Annotated in this window: 21 protein-coding genes; 3 read left to right on the top strand and 18 right to left on the bottom strand. The window is 63.4% G+C overall.

Annotation, left to right across the window (positions count from 1 at the left end):
• Positions 1-44: 44 nt before the first annotated feature.
• The 5 genes from NTCA1_RS24285 to yghU form a co-directional block, all read right to left on the bottom strand.
• Positions 45-1,946 carry a M61 family metallopeptidase gene (locus tag NTCA1_RS24285; protein WP_159832047.1) on the bottom strand — a complete coding sequence of 634 codons (1,902 nt, stop codon included), beginning with the start codon at positions 1,944-1,946 and terminating at the stop codon, positions 45-47.
• 56 nt (positions 1,947-2,002) lie between these two features.
• On the bottom strand, positions 2,003-3,385 hold the full coding sequence (locus NTCA1_RS24280; protein WP_159832046.1) for a M56 family metallopeptidase: 1,383 nt from the start codon (positions 3,383-3,385) through the stop codon (positions 2,003-2,005).
• Positions 3,382-3,750, bottom strand: a complete 369-nt coding sequence (locus tag NTCA1_RS24275) for a BlaI/MecI/CopY family transcriptional regulator (protein WP_159832045.1) — start codon at positions 3,748-3,750, stop codon at positions 3,382-3,384. Before NTCA1_RS24275 ends, NTCA1_RS24280 begins: the two co-directional genes overlap by 4 nt.
• Positions 3,751-3,857: 107 nt before the next feature.
• Positions 3,858-4,811, bottom strand: a complete 954-nt coding sequence (locus tag NTCA1_RS24270) for an alpha/beta hydrolase (protein WP_159832044.1) — start codon at positions 4,809-4,811, stop codon at positions 3,858-3,860.
• A 235-nt stretch (positions 4,812-5,046) separates the two neighbouring features.
• A complete protein-coding gene (gene yghU / locus NTCA1_RS24265; protein WP_159832043.1) occupies positions 5,047-5,910 on the bottom strand; it encodes a glutathione-dependent disulfide-bond oxidoreductase in 864 nt (287 codons plus the stop codon).
• Between the two features lie 247 nt (positions 5,911-6,157).
• Between yghU and NTCA1_RS24260 the strand changes: the two genes are divergently transcribed.
• Positions 6,158-7,861 (top strand): cytochrome c biogenesis protein DipZ, encoded by a 1,704-nt coding sequence (locus NTCA1_RS24260; RefSeq protein ID WP_159832042.1) that lies wholly within the window; start codon positions 6,158-6,160, stop codon positions 7,859-7,861.
• A 139-nt stretch (positions 7,862-8,000) separates the two neighbouring features.
• Here the strand turns inward: NTCA1_RS24260 and NTCA1_RS24255 are convergent, their stop codons facing one another.
• From NTCA1_RS24255 to NTCA1_RS24225, 7 genes are read right to left on the bottom strand one after another with little or no spacing between them, the layout of a single operon-like run.
• Positions 8,001-9,020, bottom strand: a complete 1,020-nt coding sequence (locus NTCA1_RS24255) for an LLM class flavin-dependent oxidoreductase (protein WP_236549548.1) — start codon at positions 9,018-9,020, stop codon at positions 8,001-8,003.
• Between the two features lie 14 nt (positions 9,021-9,034).
• Positions 9,035-9,910 carry a RimK family alpha-L-glutamate ligase gene (locus tag NTCA1_RS24250; protein WP_236549547.1) on the bottom strand — a complete coding sequence of 292 codons (876 nt, stop codon included), beginning with the start codon at positions 9,908-9,910 and terminating at the stop codon, positions 9,035-9,037.
• Positions 9,911-9,948: 38 nt separating this feature from the next.
• Positions 9,949-10,347 (bottom strand): hypothetical protein, encoded by a 399-nt coding sequence (locus NTCA1_RS24245; RefSeq protein ID WP_159832040.1) that lies wholly within the window; start codon positions 10,345-10,347, stop codon positions 9,949-9,951.
• Positions 10,337-10,798, bottom strand: a complete 462-nt coding sequence (locus tag NTCA1_RS24240; RefSeq protein ID WP_159832039.1) for a DoxX family protein — start codon at positions 10,796-10,798, stop codon at positions 10,337-10,339. The genes NTCA1_RS24245 and NTCA1_RS24240 overlap by 11 nt, the downstream gene beginning before the upstream one ends.
• Positions 10,795-11,529 (bottom strand): DNA-binding domain-containing protein, encoded by a 735-nt coding sequence (locus NTCA1_RS24235; protein WP_159832038.1) that lies wholly within the window; start codon positions 11,527-11,529, stop codon positions 10,795-10,797. Before NTCA1_RS24235 ends, NTCA1_RS24240 begins: the two co-directional genes overlap by 4 nt.
• Positions 11,522-12,355, bottom strand: coding sequence for a DUF692 domain-containing protein (locus NTCA1_RS24230; protein ID WP_159832037.1), 834 nt, complete (start codon positions 12,353-12,355; stop codon positions 11,522-11,524). Before NTCA1_RS24230 ends, NTCA1_RS24235 begins: the two co-directional genes overlap by 8 nt.
• 11 nt (positions 12,356-12,366) lie before the next feature.
• Complete coding sequence (locus NTCA1_RS24225; protein ID WP_159832036.1) at positions 12,367-12,648, bottom strand: DUF2282 domain-containing protein; 282 nt, start codon at positions 12,646-12,648, stop codon at positions 12,367-12,369.
• A 241-nt stretch (positions 12,649-12,889) separates the two neighbouring features.
• On the opposite strand from NTCA1_RS24225, the gene NTCA1_RS24220 reads away from it, so the two are divergent.
• Complete coding sequence (locus NTCA1_RS24220) at positions 12,890-13,165, top strand: hypothetical protein (RefSeq protein ID WP_159832035.1); 276 nt, start codon at positions 12,890-12,892, stop codon at positions 13,163-13,165.
• A gap of 167 nt (positions 13,166-13,332) precedes the next feature.
• Here the strand turns inward: NTCA1_RS24220 and NTCA1_RS28560 are convergent, their stop codons facing one another.
• Genes NTCA1_RS28560 through NTCA1_RS24210 form a run of 3 tightly spaced genes read right to left on the bottom strand, consistent with a single transcriptional unit; the run spans position 13,333 to position 14,610 of the window.
• Entirely contained in the window at positions 13,333-13,548 is a 216-nt protein-coding gene (locus tag NTCA1_RS28560; protein WP_201282587.1) for a hypothetical protein, read from the bottom strand.
• 15 nt (positions 13,549-13,563) lie between these two features.
• Positions 13,564-13,701: a hypothetical protein gene (locus NTCA1_RS28555; protein WP_201282586.1), complete on the bottom strand. Its 138-nt coding sequence runs from the start codon at positions 13,699-13,701 to the stop codon at positions 13,564-13,566.
• 30 nt (positions 13,702-13,731) lie between these two features.
• On the bottom strand, positions 13,732-14,610 hold the full coding sequence (locus NTCA1_RS24210) for an SDR family oxidoreductase (RefSeq protein ID WP_159832034.1): 879 nt from the start codon (positions 14,608-14,610) through the stop codon (positions 13,732-13,734).
• 117 nt (positions 14,611-14,727) lie between these two features.
• Between NTCA1_RS24210 and NTCA1_RS24205 the strand changes: the two genes are divergently transcribed.
• Positions 14,728-15,597 (top strand): LysR family transcriptional regulator, encoded by an 870-nt coding sequence (locus tag NTCA1_RS24205; protein ID WP_159832033.1) that lies wholly within the window; start codon positions 14,728-14,730, stop codon positions 15,595-15,597.
• Positions 15,598-15,938: 341 nt separating this feature from the next.
• Here the strand turns inward: NTCA1_RS24205 and NTCA1_RS24200 are convergent, their stop codons facing one another.
• The 3 genes from NTCA1_RS24200 to NTCA1_RS24190 all read right to left on the bottom strand — a co-directional run bounded on the left by NTCA1_RS24200 (position 15,939) and on the right by NTCA1_RS24190 (position 18,222).
• The gene (locus tag NTCA1_RS24200) at positions 15,939-16,580 is read right to left on the bottom strand and encodes an NrsF family protein (protein ID WP_159832032.1); all 642 of its coding nucleotides are present in this window, start codon (positions 16,578-16,580) and stop codon (positions 15,939-15,941) included.
• Positions 16,570-17,106, bottom strand: a complete 537-nt coding sequence (locus NTCA1_RS24195; protein WP_159832031.1) for a sigma-70 family RNA polymerase sigma factor — start codon at positions 17,104-17,106, stop codon at positions 16,570-16,572. The genes NTCA1_RS24200 and NTCA1_RS24195 overlap by 11 nt, the downstream gene beginning before the upstream one ends.
• Positions 17,107-17,283: 177 nt before the next feature.
• Complete coding sequence (locus NTCA1_RS24190; RefSeq protein ID WP_159832030.1) at positions 17,284-18,222, bottom strand: AraC family transcriptional regulator; 939 nt, start codon at positions 18,220-18,222, stop codon at positions 17,284-17,286.
• Positions 18,223-18,522 lie beyond the last annotated feature (300 nt).

Below are 18,522 nucleotides of genomic sequence, written 5' to 3'. Positions count from 1 at the left end.
ACGGTGGGCAACCCGCCCACCGGCTGGTCGACCGGGGCGCGAAGTCAGCGGGGTAGGGGTGATAGCGTCCGGTCAAGCGGTGCTATCCCCTTCACCGCCTTTTCAAGCCACGGGTAACGCAGGCCGCCGGTCCACTCGATCGAGAAGTCGTGTTCGCCGTCTTCGTCCTTCGCTCCCAGGACAATCGGCTGCCTCGTCGACGCGGCGCTGCGGATCGCATCCTCCAGCACCTGTATGCTGTATGGCACTCCATTGACGGAAACCAACGTCGTTCGCGGTGACAAGCCTGCCTTGAAGGCTGGCCCGTCCCAAAGCACGGATGCGACCTTGTTGCCGGCGCCGAGCGTCAATCCGATCGAGTGGGTATAGTCGGTAATGCCATCGGCCTTGTCGACAGCCAGGTCATAGGAGTTCGGCCGATCGCGCCAGACGAGACGATATCCTCCCCGGTCGATCCAGTCGACGGGTGCAGTCCCATCGGTCTGCTCGAGATGCCGGCGAAGAAAGCTGCCCCAGTCATGGCGCGCGACCGCGTTGAGCGCGGCGACGACATCATCGAAATCATAGGTCACTTCGCCCCAATCGCCGTCTCTCGGACCGAAAAAGGCACGGGCAAAATCGTCGAGCGAGCGTTTCCCGGCGCTCTGCTCACGAATGAGTTGGTCCACGTCGAGCCAGAGTAGCGCCGCTTCCGTGTAGAAATCGAAATCCCGCTGCCAGCTGGGCGACGGGCTGGAGCCACGGAAGATGAGAGGCTCGGCCGTCGTGTCCTGGAGAGATCGCCAACGGCTGCCCGGTTGCGCTTCCATGTAGGTGGCTGCGAGAGACGCGAACCGACCGAGTATCATCTCTCGCGACAGAAGCCCCGAGCGCGCGGCCAGCACCGATTCCCAGAAGCTGGTCTGCCCCTCATAGACCCAGAGCAGGTCATCCTGCATCGGTGTGCGATAGTCCGGCGTCCAGAGATCCGCAGGCCTTCTGAACTTACCGTTCCAGCTATGCGCATATTCGTGTGGGAGGATCGTCTGCGCGTCGGGGTTTTCGTCCGGCGACGTGAAGAAAGCGTCATCCTCATAGTTCTCGGAGCTGCGATGATGCTCGACACCCGTGCCGCCGTTGCGCGCCGATATGCTGACGAGGAATGCATACCGATCGAAGTGGCGGGCGCCGAACAGTCGATCCGCCTGTTCGACCAGTGATCGAAGTCCCTCCAGCTGCTTCGGCGAAACGGTGAGCTGCTCTTCCTTCTCGCCGGCCGCAGCAAGCGACACGTTGGCGCCGAGATCCAGGCTCTTGATGTGTCGGCCGGTGAGGACGGGACTGTCGACCAGCGTGTCGAGCGGTACGGTATCGAAGGACGCCGTTGAACCGATCGGTCCGCTCGAAAGAGCGCTCGCGCCGGTCCAGCCGTCTGGCAAGCGCAGTGCCGCCTGCACGGCGATGTCCCGGACGAAATAGCCTGCCGGATAGAGGAGAAGGGAAGACCATCTGAGCATCTGCGGCGTGAACAGGCTCGACGGTGCCGAGAGGTACTGGAACTCGATGGTCAGCACGGTGACACCCGCCGGCACATCCACCCGGAACGCAGACGCATCGACGGTATCGCGACGCCAGCCGAGCTTCTTTCCGTTGGCGGTGATCTGGAGGCCCGCGAGCCGGTCGATGGACCCGGATGGGCGATGGTCGCCAGGAATCCATTTGGGGTAGAGGAGGTAGATCGGGCCGGGTCTCGTGACGGGCACGCGTTCCTGTACTTCGACGATCCCACGCGTGATAAGCGATGCATCGACGTCGAGCGTGATGACCCCTTCGAAATTTCTGTCGGCGGCCGCCGGGATTGGATCGACGATCGCCGTCAGTCGCGGAGCGCTGTTGCCGGGCGGGGTTTGGGCGTGGAGCGGGAGTGCCGTGCTCAGGGCGAGCAGCGGCATGATTGCAAAGCGCAATTCATATCCTTTCACGATGGAACGGTATCCAGACCCCGACGGGGGCCGGACGAAGGTCAGCCGGTTGCTTCGGGCAGGAAGTCCTGTTCTATCCGGGTAAAGCCGCTTTCGATCATCGCCAGAGTCCGCGTCTTCTCGGCGGCGCTCAGGTTCAGCGCGGTAATCCGGCTCACGGCATCATTCTTCAGCCGTTGCGATGTGGCCCGCATGGCGTCGGGGGCTTCGCAACGATAGGCGAGACCGGAACCTGGTCCGATGTCCACGCCGGGCGCGTCTATGTTTTCGATCCGGCTATGGATGCCGCACGCGGCACGCAAGGTTTCCCGTCCCGTGGCCAGGATTTTCCCTACTTCCCTGTCGACTTGTGGTGCGGCGGCGGCGTCGACGGACTGCATTCGTGCTGTTGCGCGGCCGACCAGCGGAGAAGGAGCCGGCTGACGGAGTTCTGGCGCCGGGACGCTTACAGCCGTCGGCGCGATAGCTGCCCGTGGGAAGAGGGCTGGTATCGCCGGGCTCGGTTCCGCGGCGAACGTCGAGGCGGTGAGCGCCACGCCGGCGACGGTCAGGGCAAGTGTCACGCCCAATCCCGTCATGCGCGCGGGGAGGGGCACCATCGGCCGGGCCATCTGCGACAGGCGCATTTTGACATGGTCCACCGATCCCAGCAGGCACGCGGCCGTGTGTGGAGCATTGGTCGCCGCCCGGACCAGTGCCAGCCCATAGGGATGCAACGCATCCTCGCTTTCGTGCGCCAGCACGGTCTCGTCGCAGGCCAGTTCCTGATCGGTGCGGAACGCCCGATAGGCCAGATGCGCAAGGGGATTGAACCAATGGACCGCGACGATCAGCAATGCGACGGTGTTAGCCCATATGTCGCGTCGCACATGATGCGCCGTTTCGTGCGCCAGCACGAGGCGGACCTGTTCGCGCGTAAACGATACCGTCAGATCGGCAGGCAGGAAAATACGCCGCCGGAGCAGGCCGGTCGAACAGGCGCCAGGTACCGTCGTGCTCAACAACACCGAGATGCCTCTTGCACGCGTGAACTCCCGGGCGCCGCCTTGGGCCACACCGAGAAAGCGATGATAGCAGGCCAGCTGCCGGAGCAGGAACAGCACGGCACCGGTAGCCCAGCAGAGCAGCAGCAAACTCGCCAAACCGGGTGAATGACTGGCCATCGCGGGGTTTGCCGGAGCCGCTGGTCCGAACCCGGCAACATCGAGCGCGGATCCGGTCCAGAGCGGCAACGCATCGATTGTCGGCCGGGCTGGCATCGCCGCTCCGGGCAGAGGGGGCGTCAGCATCCGGGCCAGCGGAAGCACCCACAAGAAGTAGGCGGCCCGCGCACCGAAACGGCTCCGCACGACATTCCGCAGCATCAGGACCACGAGCATCAGAACGCTGGACGCCGCAAGCGACGTTGCCAACCACGCGCTCATCGCTTGAGCGCCTGCAGCAGATGCTCGATATCTTCGGCATCCTTCGCGCTGAGTTCGGCCCGCCTGACGAGATGCGCGACGAGCGGAGCGGCCTTCCCGTCGAAAAGGCGATCGAGGAGATGCTGTGCTTCGGTTTCAACCAACGCCGCACGATCGATCAGCGGTCGATAGAGGAAGCGCCGTCCGTCCGCTTCCGCCTCGATCGCGCCTTTGTGGATCAGCCGCGCGAGGATTGTCTTCACCGTCTGCCCGTTCCACTGACGCTTGGGATAGACGCGCTCCGTAATCTGCGCGGCCGTTGCCGGCGCGCTATCCCACAGAGCCTCCAATACGACCTGCTCGGCCTCCGTGATCCTTTCGGACATGCTCGAATCTCCGTCTACACGCATAGATGTAACGTCTACACGCATAGACGTCAACGCGCATGTTCCTGACGGTTCGCTGCCGAAGGCCATTACAAAGCTGGGGGACGCTACCCGATGCGCCGGCGTGCCAGCAGATTTGCCAGAGCATCGAGAGCGACCTCAAGGTCTGCCTGCGATGACGGTATCGCGCGCCGGAACGACGTGAAGCCGTGGATATTGCCCTGTGCTTCGTGGAAGGCGACCGGCACGCCCGCTTCGACGAGCGCGCTGGCATAGGCCCGTCCCTGGTCGCGCACTGGATCGAGGCTCGCCGTCGTCACGACCGCGGCCGGCATCCCCGCAAACGCGGCCACGATGGGCGAGGCACGCCAATTCTGGGGATCGGGGCGGTAGCAGGCGCTGAACCAGGCGAGCATGCCCGAGGTCAAGAAATAGCCCTGTCCGAATTGATCCGCCGACGCATAAGGCGTGACGAGATCGGTCACCGGACAGATCGCCCAATGCGCCACGACGGGAACCGCCGCCGGACGATCGCGCAATGCGATCGTCGTGATGATCGCCAGGTTGCCGCCTGCGCTCTCGCCTGCAAGGACAAGCCCGGTCGCTTCGAAGCCGAGTTCCGAGGAGGCAGAGGCCAGCCAGCGCGCCGCGGCTTCGGCATCGTCGGCCGCTGCCGGCCAAGGGTGCTCGGGCGCAAGCCTGTATTCGACCGATACGACCGGCACCATGAGCGCCCGTGCGACTTCCGCGCACAGCGGCGCATAGGCATCCAGACCGCCGACGACCCAGCCTCCGCCATGAAAAAAGACCAGCACGGGTGATGGGACCCGCTCTGTACGTGCATCAAAGAGCCGCGCCCGCAACAGATGACCGCCCGGGGTATCGATCTCCAGATCGGACAGGGTCTGCACCGTTCCGATTTCGACCTCGACCTGGCTGTAGACGGACTGAGCGAGGACTCTGGCCTCGCCGGGGGAGAGTTCGTTGAGCTTCGGACCCGGGAGTCCCTCCAGGAAGGACAGGAACCCCCGAACATCGTCACGCACCAACGGATCGATCATCTTATACTCCCGAAAGCAGGCGATCAGGCGAGCGCACGTGGTACCGGCACTGCGCTTGGTCATAGCCTTCAGTTCGGGTGAGGCTCGGCGCTGGTTACATTGCCATCTTCAAGCCCGCTTTGGTGGAGAGCCGAAATGCTTCCGTGACATCCGGCCAGCGACTATCGGACGCCGGGCGAGCTGCGGGGAATCGACAGGGGGGACGACCGCTCGATCGCTGATCCGCCGAGGAACATCAGGCGGCGAAATCACCTGCTTTGTGGCGCTCAGGCAGCTGCGCTTCAGGAGGGCCGAAGGTGGTGTTCACCCGCCGCCCTCTCTTGACCGCTGGTCGACTGGCGATTTGCTCGACCCAGCGTGCGAGATGCTCGTACTCTGCGACATTCAGAAATTCCTGGGCGCTGTAGGCGCTGGTCATGATCGCGCCGTACCACGGCCAGATCGCGATATCCGCGATCGTATATTCGTCGCCGATGACAAACTCACGGGTCGCCAGATGGGTGTCGAGCACGTGAAGCTGCCGCTTCGTCTCCATCGCGTAGCGATCGATCGCATATTCGATCTTGAGAGGTGCGTAGGCATAGAAATGGCCGAAGCCGCCGCCAACGAACGGTGCCGACCCCATCTGCCACATCAGCCAGTTCATCGTCTCGGCCCGCTTGTAGTGCTCGGTGGGCAAGAAGGCGCCGAACTTTTCGGCGAGGTAGAAGAGAATCGACCCGCTCTCGAACAACCGGGTCGGCGGGTTCGTGGAATGGTCCATCAATGCCGGGATTTTGGAGTTCGGGTTGATGTCGACGAACCCACTGCCGAACTGGTCGCCGTCGCCGATCTTGATGAGCCACGCATCATATTCAGCACCGGCATGACCCATCGCGAGCAGCTCCTCGAGCATGATCGTGACCTTCTGTCCGTTTGGCGTGCCGAGTGAGTAGAGCTGCAAAGGGTGTTCGCCCACGGGCAGGGCCTGTTCGTGGGTTGACCCCGAAACGGGGCGGTTGATGCTGGCGAACTGGCCGCCGTTCGCCTTGTCCCATGTCCAGATCTTCGGTGGCACATATCCGCAAGGCAGGTTGTCGGCGCCGTCGCTCATTGTCATCTCCCGTAATATCCATCGCGAGCCGAGGCATGGCGCTGATCATCGGGACGGGCAGGGGCTAATTCAACCACCGCTTCACCCATAACCTGCGCACCCGCCAAGAAGTCTCGTTCGGGTTCGCTCGACGGCTCCTGGCCGTTACAATCCTGGTGGCGACGGCTTGGCCGTTCGCGACAGCCTGTAACCGCTCTCCATCCGCGAACGGATATCGTACAGTTCCTCTCCTCCAATAGGTCGGCTCCTCGGCATGTTTCTTGTTCTCCTCGCCTATCTCGGCGGCGCGCTGACGATCATCAGTCCCTGCATCCTGCCCGTCCTGCCTTTCGTATTTGCCCGTGCCGGACGACCGTTTCTCACCAACGGCCTGCCGATGCTGGTCGGGATGGCGCTCATGTTCGCGATCGTCGCCTCGCTCGCAGCGCTCGGTGGCGGCTGGATCGTCACCGCAAACCAATATGGCCGCGGTGTCGCACTCCTGCTTCTCGCGGGCTTTGGCGTGACGCTGCTGTTTCCCGCGTTGGCCGACCGGCTGACGCGGCCGATCGTCCAAATAGGGAACCGGCTGTCCCAGGGCGCCGGGGATGCGACCGGGATTATTCCGTCGGTACTTCTCGGGATAGCGACCGGCCTGCTCTGGGCGCCATGCGCCGGTCCGATCCTTGGTCTCGTCCTCACCGGTGCGGCACTGCAGGGACCGAGCGCGACCACGACCCTGCTGTTGCTCGCTTATGCCGCCGGCGCCGCCACGTCGCTCGGGCTGGCGCTGCTGGTGGGCGGCGGTCTGTTCAAGGCCATGAAGCGTTCGCTCGGGGTCGGCGAATGGATCCGCCGCGCCGCCGGCGGTGTGGTCCTGTTGGCGGTCGTTGCGATCGCGCTGGGCGCGGACACCGGCTTTCTGTCGCGCGTCTCGCTTGCCGGTACCAACTCGGTCGAGCAACGCCTCCTCGATCGCTTTGGGATGAGCCGCCCGGCGGAGCAGAACGACGAGACCCTCGCGGTGGAGGGAACGTTGCCCCCACTTTCGGGGGCCGTGACCTGGCTGAATTCGCAGCCGCTCGATGCAAAGGCGCTCAAGGGCAAGGTCGTTCTGGTCGACTTCTGGACCTATTCCTGCATCAACTGCCTGCGCTCCCTACCCTATGTCCGGGCATGGGCGGAGAAATATCGTGACCAGGGCCTCGTGGTGATTGGCGTTCACACGCCGGAATTCGCTTTCGAGCGCGACACCGCAAACGTCAGGAAGGCTCTGGGTGATCTCGGCATCACCTATCCGGTCGCCGTCGACAACAATTATGCGATCTGGCGAGCCTTCGACAATCATTACTGGCCAGCGCATTACTTCATCGACGCGCAAGGGCGCATCCGGCACCATCATTTCGGCGAAGGCGACTATGCCGGTTCCGAACGCATCATCCAACGACTATTGGCCGAGGCACATCCGGGCTTCACCGCGAGCGGCACGGTCAAGGTGGAAGGCGCCGGCGTCGAAGCCGCGGCTGCTGCCCAGGATGTGCGCTCGCCCGAGACCTACATTGGCTACGCGCGAGGCGAGCGGTTCGCGTCGGGCAACGTCAGCGAGGATAAGCTGAAGAGCTATTCCTTCGGCACGCTCGCGCTCAACGACTGGGGCCTGTCAGGCAACTGGACCGTGGGGCCGCAGAGCGCCGCACTGGCGAATGCGGGCGGTCGCATCGCCTATCGTTTCCATGCCCGCGACCTGCATCTCGTGCTCGGGACCACAAATGGTCGTCCGGTGCGATATCGCGTCACGATCGACGGCAAGCAGCCCGCGGACAATCACGGCTCGGACGTCAATGCGGCGGGTGAGGGGATTGTCACCGACGTGCGACTGTACCAACTCGTGCGGCAGGGTGGGCCCGTCGCCGACCATGTATTCGAGATCGAGTTCCTCGACCCGGGCGTGCAGGCGTTCAGCTTCACCTTCGGCTAGGTGGGTGCGAGGCTCGGGCATATCAGTGATGCCGGTCGTTCGGCCGGCCCCGCGCCTCATTCCTGTCGTCGTTAGACGCGAAGCCTATACCATGGTCACGATCAGGCGAGCTCGTTTCACGGAATGTGGCGATAGAACGTCAGGCGGGTGCAAGCTCTTGGACGCGGGCCCGGATTACCTGCGACGCGAAGCGTTCCATCTCTTCCCTCTGCGGGCTCATCTGCAAAAGCAGAAGATCAAGACCCGCCGCTTCATATTCCGCGATTCGCTCCCGCAATTGCTCGGGTGTGCCGACGAGATTGGGGCGCAAACCGCGGTTCGAAACCGAATATTCCCGGATCTTCATCTCCCGCTCGAGCTGAGTCCCCGATAGCCATTGATCGAAGTTCGAATATCCGGCAGGCATATCCTTAACGTCGAGAATCCTGTCCAATTCCCGCCTTGCCTCGGCCTCGCTGTCGCGGACGATCGCATAGGCCGCCATACCAAAGGTCATTGGCGAACCGCCTGCGGCCTCGCGCCGCGCCCGTATGTCCGCGATTTTCGGCCGGACGACCTCGACAGGATCGCCGTGCATGACATAGGCGTCGCATTGTTGAGTGATCATCGTCTTCGCGGCCTCGCTTTCGCCGCCCGCATAGAGGATCGGTACGCGGACAGGCTTGGGTGAGCAGATCGCGCCGTCGGTCTGGTAGAACCGGCCGCTGAAGTCGAAACGCTCCTCGGCCCATAACCCCTTGACCACTTCCAGCCATTCGGACGTGCGCGCGTAGCGGTCGTCGTGCTGGTCGAATTGCAGACCATATTGCTTCGCTTCGTCCGCCCACCAGGACGAGACCACATTGAGCGACAACCGCCCGCCGGCAATGCGATCGATGTTGGCGGCGGCCTTGGCGAACAAGGCAGGCTGGTGGAAGTTTGGCCGAACCGCGACCATGATCTCCTGGGTGCGTGTTACCGCTGCAATCGCAGCCGCCGTTGACCAGGCATCCAGGGTCGGTGCCTCGGCACCCTTGATATCGTTGAGATTCAGTTCGGCGATCAGGGTCAGGTCGTAGCCGATCCGTTCGGCCCTGACAGCGAGATCGCGAGAATATTCCCAGCTCGCATCCATGCCCTCATCGGGGACATTGCGCAGCCAGCCGCCGAACACCGGCATCCAATAGCCATATCTCATGCGGGCACCTTTTCGATCAGGGTTTCGAGCCAATCGACCAGTCTCTCGTGCGGATCCCAACCGAGCACGTCGACCGGATTGGCGACGAAGTTCGAGAAGCCGTTGATGTCGTAGAAGCGAGACGTTCCGTCGCGATCGTCGATCATCACCTCGATGCCGCCGATATCAAGTTCAGCCGCCGCCGAGATCCGCTCGGCCGCGTTGATCAGCGCCTGGCTCGGCTTTGCCTCCGTAACGGAAATCGCCGCCTTCCCCGGCGCGGCGACGCACGCGTCGGCCGGGCAGAGATCAAACCCTCCGCCGCCATCGACGTCGATCGCGTAGAGGAACCGGCCAGCCATCGTTTCCAGCCGGGTGATCCGCCCGCCGCGGACTGGTACATATTCCTGAACCAGCCAGACGCGGTCGATGCTATCGGGCACCATGCCTTCGGTCGCCATCTCGGCCAGCTGGTCCAGGGTCTCGTACCGCATGATGCCGGCGCCCGACCCACCGATGTTGGCCTTCACCACGACCGGAAACCGAAGTGTCGCAGCCGCAGCGGCGAGGTCAGCCCTGCGATGCACGATCCGTGTCTCCGGTACCAAAAGGCCGAGATGCGTCATCAGCGAGAGTTGTCGCGCCTTGGAGGCGTCGATCCCCATGATGGCACCGCCGTTGAGCACGCGCGCGCCAGCGTTGCGCCAGTGCGCCATTGCCGCCTGGGCATAGAAGATCGGATGGTCCGGCTCGCGCAGGAAGCTCGACATCGCGATCCGATTGAAAATCAGCGGCGCGGGCACGGAACGATCGGCAGGGTCGAAGATATGACCATCCGCGCCAAGAGCTTCGAAAGAGATGCCTCGCCGATCGAGTTCGGCGAACAGCGGCATGAGCCACTGTGGATGTTCATAGAGCAGCGCGAGAGATGTCATCGGGGTGAAGTTCTCCGGGCAAGCGTCGTGAGGAAGGCGCCGGCGAGGAAAATCGCTGGCGGCACAAACCCGCGGATCGGATCGACATAACCCGGCAATACCACCACCGCGACCCATATCGAATCCGCCCAGCCGGCAACCACCAGATTCAGCCAATAGCCGAGCCGATCGTTGCGCCAGTTTCGCCACAAGCCGACAACCAGCACAAAGAGTGCGATCGTCAGCATGTAGGCGGCCAGCTGATAGAGACGGCCTTGAGCCAGATCCCGCTGGGCCGCGCCCAACCGCCAGATGTCGAGCGCGACCTTGCAATGAAATACGCCCCACGCCGCGTAGCACAGCGCGCCGAACCGGGCGGTCAGAGGTGCGCGATTGTCGCCGTCGTTAAGCGGCATAGTCCTTCACCTGCTCGCCGCGCGGCGGGTCGATACCCAGCAGATAGTCGAGCGAGAACTTGCCGCCGCCACGGAAGATGATGGGGAGCAACAGGCCAGCCCAGCTCAGGTGCGTCGGCCACGCGTCCGGATAGACGAAGACCTCGATCACGGTGGTCATGCCGAGGAGACCGAGAGCCGCTACACGGTTGAAGAGCCCGAGGACCAGCAGGATCGGGAAGAGATGCTCCTGATAGGTCGCCAGATGCGCGGCGTAATACGGCGGGATCAGCGGAATCTTATAGTCGGTTTCGAACAGCGAGTAGGTGCTGTCGGTAATGTGCAGGATGCCATCGACCTTGGTCCGCCCCGACATGAAGAAGACGCCGGCGACGCCGAGACGGGCGACGAGCAGAAGGACCGAGCCGGAAAACCGATCGAGCGTTGCCCCGGCGCGAGCATAGATGTTCATTGCAATTCTCCCTGTTGGTCTTGGGCGGCGAAGGCTCCCGCCCCGAGCAAAGAAGCAAAAATCTGAGCGACGTCGCCGTCTTCGCCGGCGGCACGCGCCGCGGCGTCGGCGAGCGTCGCCCCAGCGAGGAATGCGCGGGTGGGGACGTCGATTGCCCTGACCTCGATTGCGTCCTCGGGACGCGTGATCAGGATGAGCTCCGGTTCCCATATGATGGTTTCGAGGGCGTCCTCGCTCGCTTCCGGCTGATGCGCCAGCCACAGACTGGCCGCTGGAACCAGCGTCTTTGCGGTCCGTGTGGCGGGGTGCCAGCGCAGCGGCGCCTCAGGGTTCATCCCGCTCGCGAGCGCACTCGGATCGAGTACGTGGGCGTCGGCCGCGAACAGCGCTTCGACGACCAGCCTCTCGACCGACGCCACGTCGCCGAGATAGGGTGCCTCGGCAAAAGCGGCCCATGCGTCTACGAAGCGCGGAAAGCGATCTCCATAAAGGCAGAGTCGGGCTTCGGCGGGCGGCACGGCGTCGACATAGGAAGACGCGCACGCCGCAAAGGCGTCCTCTCCGACAAGGGCTGCCACAACCGGGAAGTTGGCGAACAAGGCATCACGCGCCGCCTTGCTCGCGGTGTTGCGATGGATGGTGAGCGCGCGACGGATAGCAGAATCCGCGACCGTGTCCGGAGCAGCCAGCATAGCGCCGAACGCTTGCTGGAAATCGGCAGCGTCAAGCATCGACAGGCATCCGCTCGACGAGGAGGCGATGGGCACGATCGCGCTCACTCATCAACTCGGGAAAAGGAGGGATGTCGTCGTCGCGCTCGATGAGCGTCGGCCGGGCGCCTATACGTGCGATCAGCCGTTCATAGAGTCTCCAGACCGGGTCGGCGATCGGCGCGTCGTGGCTGTCGATCAGCAGCCCGCTCTCTCGATCGGGGTCGGGCCGATGTCCGGCAAGATGGATCTCGCCCACGATCTCCGCCGGTATCGCATCGATCCGTGCCTCGGCGGAAAAGCGAAGATTCGACGCGCTGACGTAGATGTTGTTCACATCGACCAGCAAACCGCACCCGGTGCGCCGGGCGAGTTCGGCCAGGAACGCCGCTTCGTCCATCTCATGACCGGACAGGTCGACATAGAGCGAGGGATTCTCGACCATGATCGCGCGCCCGAGGGCATCCTGAACCCGCGAAACATTGCCCGACGTAATGTCGAGCGCTTGCCGCGTGCGCGGGAAGGGGAGGAAGTCGGAATGGTGCGCGCCCTCCCACTTCTGCCAGGCCAGATGATCTGACACGGCGGCCGGACGAATGAGATCCGCGAGGGCGCGAAGGCGGCTCAGATGTTCCACCGATGGCGGCTCGATAGAAGCCAGCGACAGCCCGACGCCGTGAAGGGAGATCTGAAAACGCTCGGCAAGAGCGACGAGCGCGCGGAGCCGCGGCCCGCCGTCCACCATATAGTTCTCAGCGTGCACCTCGAACCACAGGCCCGGGTTTCGCGCCGTCAGCGCTTCATCGAGATGCTCGAGCTTGAAGCCCAGGCCTGCAGTCATGGTCATCACGGCGATCCTCAGGCCTTGGGCGTCAGCGAGCCCAGGCCCTTGGGCGTCTTGATCTTGGCGCAGGTGCCGGCCGGTACGAGCTTCCAGGCATCCTTCTGATAGTCGATCTTCGAGGTGCCCGCACAGGTCGTGCCAGCGCCGGCCTTGCAGTCGTTCTTGCCGGCCTTGGCGACGCCGTAGCACTTCTCCATCGGCTTGCTGGCCTGGGCGTGCGCGGCGGTCGTGACACCGGCGGTGAGGGAAGCCAGCAGCAGGGCGCTGACGGCGGCGGTAGCGGAACGGGTTTTCATCGTGACAGTCTCCTTCGATCAGCCTCGCGTGCGGCGACCCGTCCGGTATGGGCGGGCGCCGCACGGTGGTCCGGGAGGCTGATGAAAGCGGACCACGCAACCGGGTCCGTTCCAACTGCGCAGTCGGTTACAGCAGGCGGCACAAGAAGATTTTGTCGGCCGCTGTAACCGTCCGCCGATCGCGGTCGAAATGCCGGGTGCCAGTCGGCAAAACCTCCACACTCTATTTCAGGAGTCACCAATGAAGACTTTCAAGACCGGCGCCGCCATCGCCTCCGCCGCCGCAATGCTCGCCCTGTCGGGCCTCGCCACCACGGCGCCCGCGCATGCCGCCGGCGCGAAGGCCGCCAAGGTGCAGCCCTGCTACGGTGTCAATTCGTGCAAGGGCCAGTCGGACTGCAAGTCGGGCAACCATGACTGCAAGGGCCAGAACGACTGCAAGGGCCAGGGCTTCAAGGATCTCACCACCAAGGCCTGCGCGGCGCAGGGCGGCAGCCTCACCCCGAAGGCCGGCTGAAGCCGATCATCGCTCGAACCCTGGTTCGAGCGAAATGTACCTCGCACCGCCCGTCAGGTCGAACCTGGCGGGCGGCGCATTTTTGACCTTTTAGCCCCCACTACGCTACTGGCACCCGACGATCGATGGACAAGGGCTGAGGGACGAGCCAGCCCGGCCGCTGGCCTTCAGCTCTGCACGAGTTGGCGCGCAGCCGCTTCGGCGGTGTTTTCGGGCCGCGTGTTGAAGGCGACTGCAGTGTGGACGAGGTTGACCACCATCTCGAACAAGCCGAGGCTCTTGGGCGGCAACCTCAAGCCGCCCCCAACAACCACACAATCGTAAGCCGCGCCGCGGAGCGTCGCCTCTAGCATGGCGTCACCCGCGGCGTCGGGCGTGATCATGCAGGTGTCGCCCTGTCATCCGCGCTCGCGGATCTTTGCGACCGCGACGGCGATGCCGGCGTTGATTTTGTCGGCGTCGAAGCCAGACGGCAACGCCGGGTCCGAGAAATCGACCGTTTCGGGCCTCTGGCCGACGGACAGGATACGGGCCATGGGAAGTCTCCTTGAAGGTTCGTTCTGGACTCAGGCTGCCGCCCACGCGGCGGCGGCAGCTTCGGCGAAATCGCGATACGAACGCGGCGCGTGACCGAGCAGGGTCGCGAGGCGCGCGATCTCGCCGTCCGTGGCGATCGCACCGTCCTGCTGATAGCGACGCATCATCAGCCGCATGTCATAGGCGAGCCACGACGGCCCAAAAGATTTCAGCCGCTGTTCCAGCGCATCCAGATCGTTGCCGGCATAGCCGATCGGCCGCCCGAGCACGTCGCTCCACAGGGCGGAGATCGTCGTGCCGGTGAGCACATCGGGGCCAACCAGTTCATAGGTCTCCTGGGGCAGCGGCGCATCCGCGCGCTCGCGGCGCAGCAGTTCCTTCGCGGCCGCCTCGCCGATGTCGCGGATATCGACCATCGAAATGCCCTTTCCGCCGATCGGCATCCCGTAGACTCCGCCGCCCAGGAGCGCGTCCTTCTGCCGCAGGTCGTTCTGGATGAAATAGGCCGGGCGCAGGATCGTGACGGGCAGCCCTGCGGCATGGATCATGCGCTCGAGGGTCATCTTGCTCGCAAAGTGCGGCACGTCGGCATAGTCCTCGCCCTTGAACACCGACAGATAGACAACGCCCTTCACACCGGCGGCGCGCGCCGCGTCGAGCGTCAGCATCGCCTGTGTCAGTTCATCGGGTACGTTCGGCGCGAGCAGAAACAGCGTGGTCACGCCGTGCAGCGCGGCGCGTACGCTCTCGATATCCGAGAGGTCGCCTCGCACGGCGATGACGCCTGCCGGGAAATGCGCCTTTTCGGGCGTGCGGGTCAGCGCCTGGACTTCGGCGCCGTACCCAACGAGAAATGCCAGCACCTGCGTACCGATGGTGCCAGTGCTGCCAGTTACCAATATCGTCATGTCGTATCTCCTTGATCGTCGAGACGACCTCGTTGTCACTGGATGCAAGATAGACGTTCCGAATGAGCGAAGAAGATGGCATGATCGGGACATATCGTCTCGATAATGGAACATCCTATGGACCTCGCGGCTCTTGCTGACTTCAACCTTGTCGCCTTGCATGGCGGCTTCGGTCTCGCCAGTCGGGCGGCGCAGCGCCCCAAGGCAACGCTGTCGCGCAAGGTCGCCGAGTTGGAAGCCTATCTGGGCGTTCGATTGATCGACCGCGGCTCGCGGGCGCTGCGCCTCACGCCGGAGGGACGCGCGCTGCACGACCGCACCCAAGGCCCGCTCGCCGAGATCGGCGAGGCCGAGCAGGCGGTCTCCTCGGGCGCGTCCGTGCCACGCGGGACGCTCCGGATCAGCGCCCCGATCGTGTTCGCGCATGTCATGCTGCCGCGCGTCGCCGCCGATTTTGTTCAGGCCTATCCGCACGTCGCGCTCGAGATCGTCGCAGAAGATCGCAAGGTCGATCCGGTCGAGGACAATTACGATCTGGTAATCCGCATCAACCCGGATCCTGACGAGCGTCTGGTCGGGAGACGGATCCTCGAAGATGAACGCCTTTTGGTAGCATCGCCAGAGGTGCCAAACGCATTCCTGATTGATCAAGCAGGCGCCGACTTCGCAGTAGCTGCGGTAGGGCATATTGCTACGTCCGCCGACGCGGTCTGGCGGATCAGGACTGACCAGGGTGTGCGCGAGTTCTGCCCGCAGATGCGGTTGCGATTCTCTTCCTTCCTGATGGTGCAGGATGCGGTGCTCGCGGGCGCGGGCGTGGCCCTCATGCCGAAACTGTTGGTGACGCAGAACATCGCTACGGGCAGGCTGGTCGCTTGGGGAGTCGACGACGGACCGAAGGTTGAAATCTGGGCACTCCAAAACTCTCGCCGCCTGTCGAGTTCCAAGATCCGCGCCTTTCTCGATGTCCTGACGTCGATCGCATAGGCGGATAAGCCCGGTTTCTGGCACCCACCGGACGCCCCGAAACCGCAACGAGTGGGCGCTATCCAACCGGCAGCTTCGCGGCGCGGCGACGATCGCGCTTGTCAGACCGAGACGTTCGCGCCGGCACAGATGAACGTCCTGGTCAGGTCGCGAGCCGTCGGCGGGCGCAGCCGGGCCGGACGGCCCGCCGTAGGCCCTTGTGTCGCCAAAACCGGTCTGGGCGGAATCCACCAAACCCGGTCCTTCCCATCAGGTCGATGGTGATGGCCCGCCTCTGGCGGAAATTCAAACTGGCCCGCTACCTTCCGGCCCAGTTTCTGGCAAATAGACCGCTCCGGATGTTACCAGCGGGCAACCCGCGGCAATATCAACCGAGCAAGGCCGACAACGATAGCGCAGCCCAAGCAATACCACACGACGATATAGAACGGATCGTCGCTGGGGCAGTGAAATGCGAACACGAATGCACCCCATGTCGCTGCTCCGGCGCCGGCTGCCAAAGCGCTCCCCGATCCATCGGTTGGAGCGCCCGACCGCATGAGGATCCCCAAGGCGATCAACGGAGGTATTGAGAGAGCCGTCATCGTCGCGAGACACTCGACGCCCATCTGCCAACTTAGCCGGTCAAGCAGTACCTGCAGGCCCGCGCTGCTGAGGTCGATAACCCACCCGAGAAGCAAAGTAACGACAGCGAGCGTGGCCCAAAGACGCAGCCCCCGGCGTGGCGATGCCGAAGGCTCGAACGACTGGATCGCCACGAACGTGCCTGTGATTGCCAGGATGGCGAGCGAACCCAGCTTCCACCAGAACGCGGTAACGCTCATTGCCGCACCGATGTCCGGACGCATCGTGCCTAGCGCCAGAAACGCGGCGAGTTCGATCGCGGCAAGGCCAAACAAACAAGCCCCTTGCCGGAGCGGATTCCGGCGCCGGACGGGCCGTAATTCTCCAACCAGCGTCTCGATTAACGATTCATTCGACATCGGCCTGCTTCTGAACCATGGCCGCTAGACGCGCCAGTCCCCGGTGGATATTCACCTTGATGAGCGACCCTGACTGCCCGGTCTTTGCCGACGCTTCCTCGACCGAATATCCTTCGATCTTTACAAGCCGGATCGCTTCGGCCTGGGCCGGCTTGAGCTCGCCGAGTAGTTCCCCGAGGACCACCGAACTCGTCACCGCGCTCTCATGATCCCCTACGGCTATCTCCTCGGGGAGTTCCTCGGTCGCCGATCGTCCCATCGCCCGCAAACGATCGATCCACTTGTAGCGGGCTACTGCGATCAGCCAGGGTTTGAAGGGGCGTTCCGGATCATATGTGTGCCGCTTCTCATGAATCGCGATGAGTGTATCCTGCACTGCGTCTTCGACAAATGCTGGCGGTAGCCGCCGTGCATAAAAGCGATTAAGCCACCGGCGGAGTTCATCAAGCAACTGCCGGTATGCCGCGGCCTGCCCCTCCTGGGCTGCGGCCATCAGGCGGCCCCACTCATTTTCGGCAATCCTCATCGACCCCGCCACCCTGAGGCTGATGACTTCAGCTTCATGCCTCGGACGCGCCTGGGGAGTCGGGTACCGCACGAAGCGTGTTTCGACGCAGATCGCGATCCGGTTACAGGTCTCCCCATATTTGGCGGTACCGAGTGATACAGCCCTTTCATGCCACCGGTCGCCACAGTGCAACGCTCACGCATCGGCCAGTTCCTTGATCGGATTATCGCGGCGCATGCGGCTCGGATCGACGCCAAAGGTGTTTCGGAACGCGCGGCTAAAGTGGCTTCGACTTGCAAAACCAACCTGTGCGGCGATCGTCGCAACCGGCAGTTCGGTCGACATCAGCAAATCTCGCGCTTTCGTAAGGCGGGTGCGCGCAACGAACTCCATCGGCGGCAATCCGATTGTCGCGGCGAAGACCTTCGCGAACTTCGACCTGCTCATTCCCGCGGTTCGGGCGAGGTCGTTCAGGGTATGATTTGCCGACGGCGTCTCAACGACCGTTGCAAGAGCGCGCGCGAGCGACGGCCGCTCGAAAAGGCCCGGAAGAACCCGTTCCGAACCGTTGTGCTCCGCGTAGCGTCGAAGCGCCTTCACCAGGCAGGCCTTCATCAGCGATCCGACAAGCGCTCTTGACCCCAGCGAGGTCACATTAATCTCGCGAAGGATTTCTCCGAAGGCGACATGCACCATCGAATCGCCCGATAGATCGCAGCAGATCGGCACCTCAAGGCCGTCGAACGGTCCGAAGGAGCCCCCCACATCGGCCTTAATTTGTCCGCACGCGACCAGTACGGTGCCGGGTGCGCCGCGCCTTGCGTCAAACAGCAGTAAGCCATCGGGTCGCGTGCTGCAGGTTTCTGCTGGCGTGAATAACTGCGACGCAGTTGGTGAGCCCCCCATGACCTGTCTAACGTTGGGTGGGACCAAAACCACACTGCCCGGCGCGAATGCGGCAGCTGGATCGCTGGCGAGGGTAAGATACAAGGTTCCGGAAAGCACGAAGTGGATCTCGATCTCGTCCAACGGCAGAATCTCGATCGCGGAATCGGACGCGAATTCGCACACCGCGAATTCCTTCACGTCAACCGCCAGGGCGGCGAGAATCTGGTCTATGGCCGTATCACTCATGAGACGGCGAACAGTGTGCTCTTTCGTCGTTGCAATTCCAGACGATTCGCAACGCGCCCAAAAATAAGGACGATCCGACACCCGGCAGGACAATATGCGACACCTGTCCCAGCAATCGCAGGTTTCATGCACCGGAACGTCGTGACGGGCTTTCTAATCAGGACCATGCGACGATCAGATCCTACGCCCGGTTGATCGCCGAAACACTTCGCTCGCTCCAAAACGGGGAGGGCCATATGAGGGGTTTGAGTAGCAACGGAACAGAAAACCTACATAAGCCAAGCAGCCGCTTATCTCCGG

The sequence above is a fragment of the Novosphingobium sp. TCA1 genome, assembly GCF_009811895.1.
In the GTDB taxonomy this organism is placed as follows: Bacteria; Pseudomonadota; Alphaproteobacteria; order Sphingomonadales; family Sphingomonadaceae; genus Novosphingobium; species Novosphingobium panipatense_A.
Note: the sequence above shows the minus strand (reverse complement) of the source record. Positions and strands in the feature narration are given on the sequence as shown.

Excerpts from the sequence above, each read along its gene's own strand:
- NTCA1_RS24280 (WP_159832046.1), bottom strand. The coding sequence starts at position 3,385 with ATGAGCGCGTGGTTGGCAACGTCGCTTGCGGCGTCCAGCGTTCTGATG.
- NTCA1_RS24275 (WP_159832045.1), bottom strand. The coding sequence starts at position 3,750 with ATGTCCGAAAGGATCACGGAGGCCGAGCAGGTCGTATTGGAGGCTCTG.
- NTCA1_RS24270 (WP_159832044.1), bottom strand. The coding sequence starts at position 4,811 with ATGATCGATCCGTTGGTGCGTGACGATGTTCGGGGGTTCCTGTCCTTC.
- yghU (WP_159832043.1), bottom strand. The coding sequence starts at position 5,910 with ATGACAATGAGCGACGGCGCCGACAACCTGCCTTGCGGATATGTGCCA.
- NTCA1_RS24260 (WP_159832042.1), top strand. The coding sequence starts at position 6,158 with ATGTTTCTTGTTCTCCTCGCCTATCTCGGCGGCGCGCTGACGATCATC.
- NTCA1_RS24255 (WP_236549548.1), bottom strand. The coding sequence starts at position 9,020 with ATGCCGGTGTTCGGCGGCTGGCTGCGCAATGTCCCCGATGAGGGCATG.
- NTCA1_RS24250 (WP_236549547.1), bottom strand. The coding sequence starts at position 9,910 with ATGCCGCTGTTCGCCGAACTCGATCGGCGAGGCATCTCTTTCGAAGCT.
- NTCA1_RS24245 (WP_159832040.1), bottom strand. The coding sequence starts at position 10,347 with ATGCCGCTTAACGACGGCGACAATCGCGCACCTCTGACCGCCCGGTTC.
- NTCA1_RS24240 (WP_159832039.1), bottom strand. The coding sequence starts at position 10,798 with ATGAACATCTATGCTCGCGCCGGGGCAACGCTCGATCGGTTTTCCGGC.
- NTCA1_RS24235 (WP_159832038.1), bottom strand. The coding sequence starts at position 11,529 with ATGCTTGACGCTGCCGATTTCCAGCAAGCGTTCGGCGCTATGCTGGCT.
- NTCA1_RS24230 (WP_159832037.1), bottom strand. The coding sequence starts at position 12,355 with ATGACCATGACTGCAGGCCTGGGCTTCAAGCTCGAGCATCTCGATGAA.
- NTCA1_RS24225 (WP_159832036.1), bottom strand. The coding sequence starts at position 12,648 with ATGAAAACCCGTTCCGCTACCGCCGCCGTCAGCGCCCTGCTGCTGGCT.
- NTCA1_RS24220 (WP_159832035.1), top strand. The coding sequence starts at position 12,890 with ATGAAGACTTTCAAGACCGGCGCCGCCATCGCCTCCGCCGCCGCAATG.
- NTCA1_RS28560 (WP_201282587.1), bottom strand. The coding sequence starts at position 13,548 with ATGATCACGCCCGACGCCGCGGGTGACGCCATGCTAGAGGCGACGCTC.
- NTCA1_RS28555 (WP_201282586.1), bottom strand. The coding sequence starts at position 13,701 with ATGGCCCGTATCCTGTCCGTCGGCCAGAGGCCCGAAACGGTCGATTTC.
- NTCA1_RS24210 (WP_159832034.1), bottom strand. The coding sequence starts at position 14,610 with ATGACGATATTGGTAACTGGCAGCACTGGCACCATCGGTACGCAGGTG.
- NTCA1_RS24205 (WP_159832033.1), top strand. The coding sequence starts at position 14,728 with ATGGACCTCGCGGCTCTTGCTGACTTCAACCTTGTCGCCTTGCATGGC.
- NTCA1_RS24200 (WP_159832032.1), bottom strand. The coding sequence starts at position 16,580 with ATGTCGAATGAATCGTTAATCGAGACGCTGGTTGGAGAATTACGGCCC.
- NTCA1_RS24195 (WP_159832031.1), bottom strand. The coding sequence starts at position 17,106 with ATGAGGATTGCCGAAAATGAGTGGGGCCGCCTGATGGCCGCAGCCCAG.
- NTCA1_RS24190 (WP_159832030.1), bottom strand. The coding sequence starts at position 18,222 with ATGAGTGATACGGCCATAGACCAGATTCTCGCCGCCCTGGCGGTTGAC.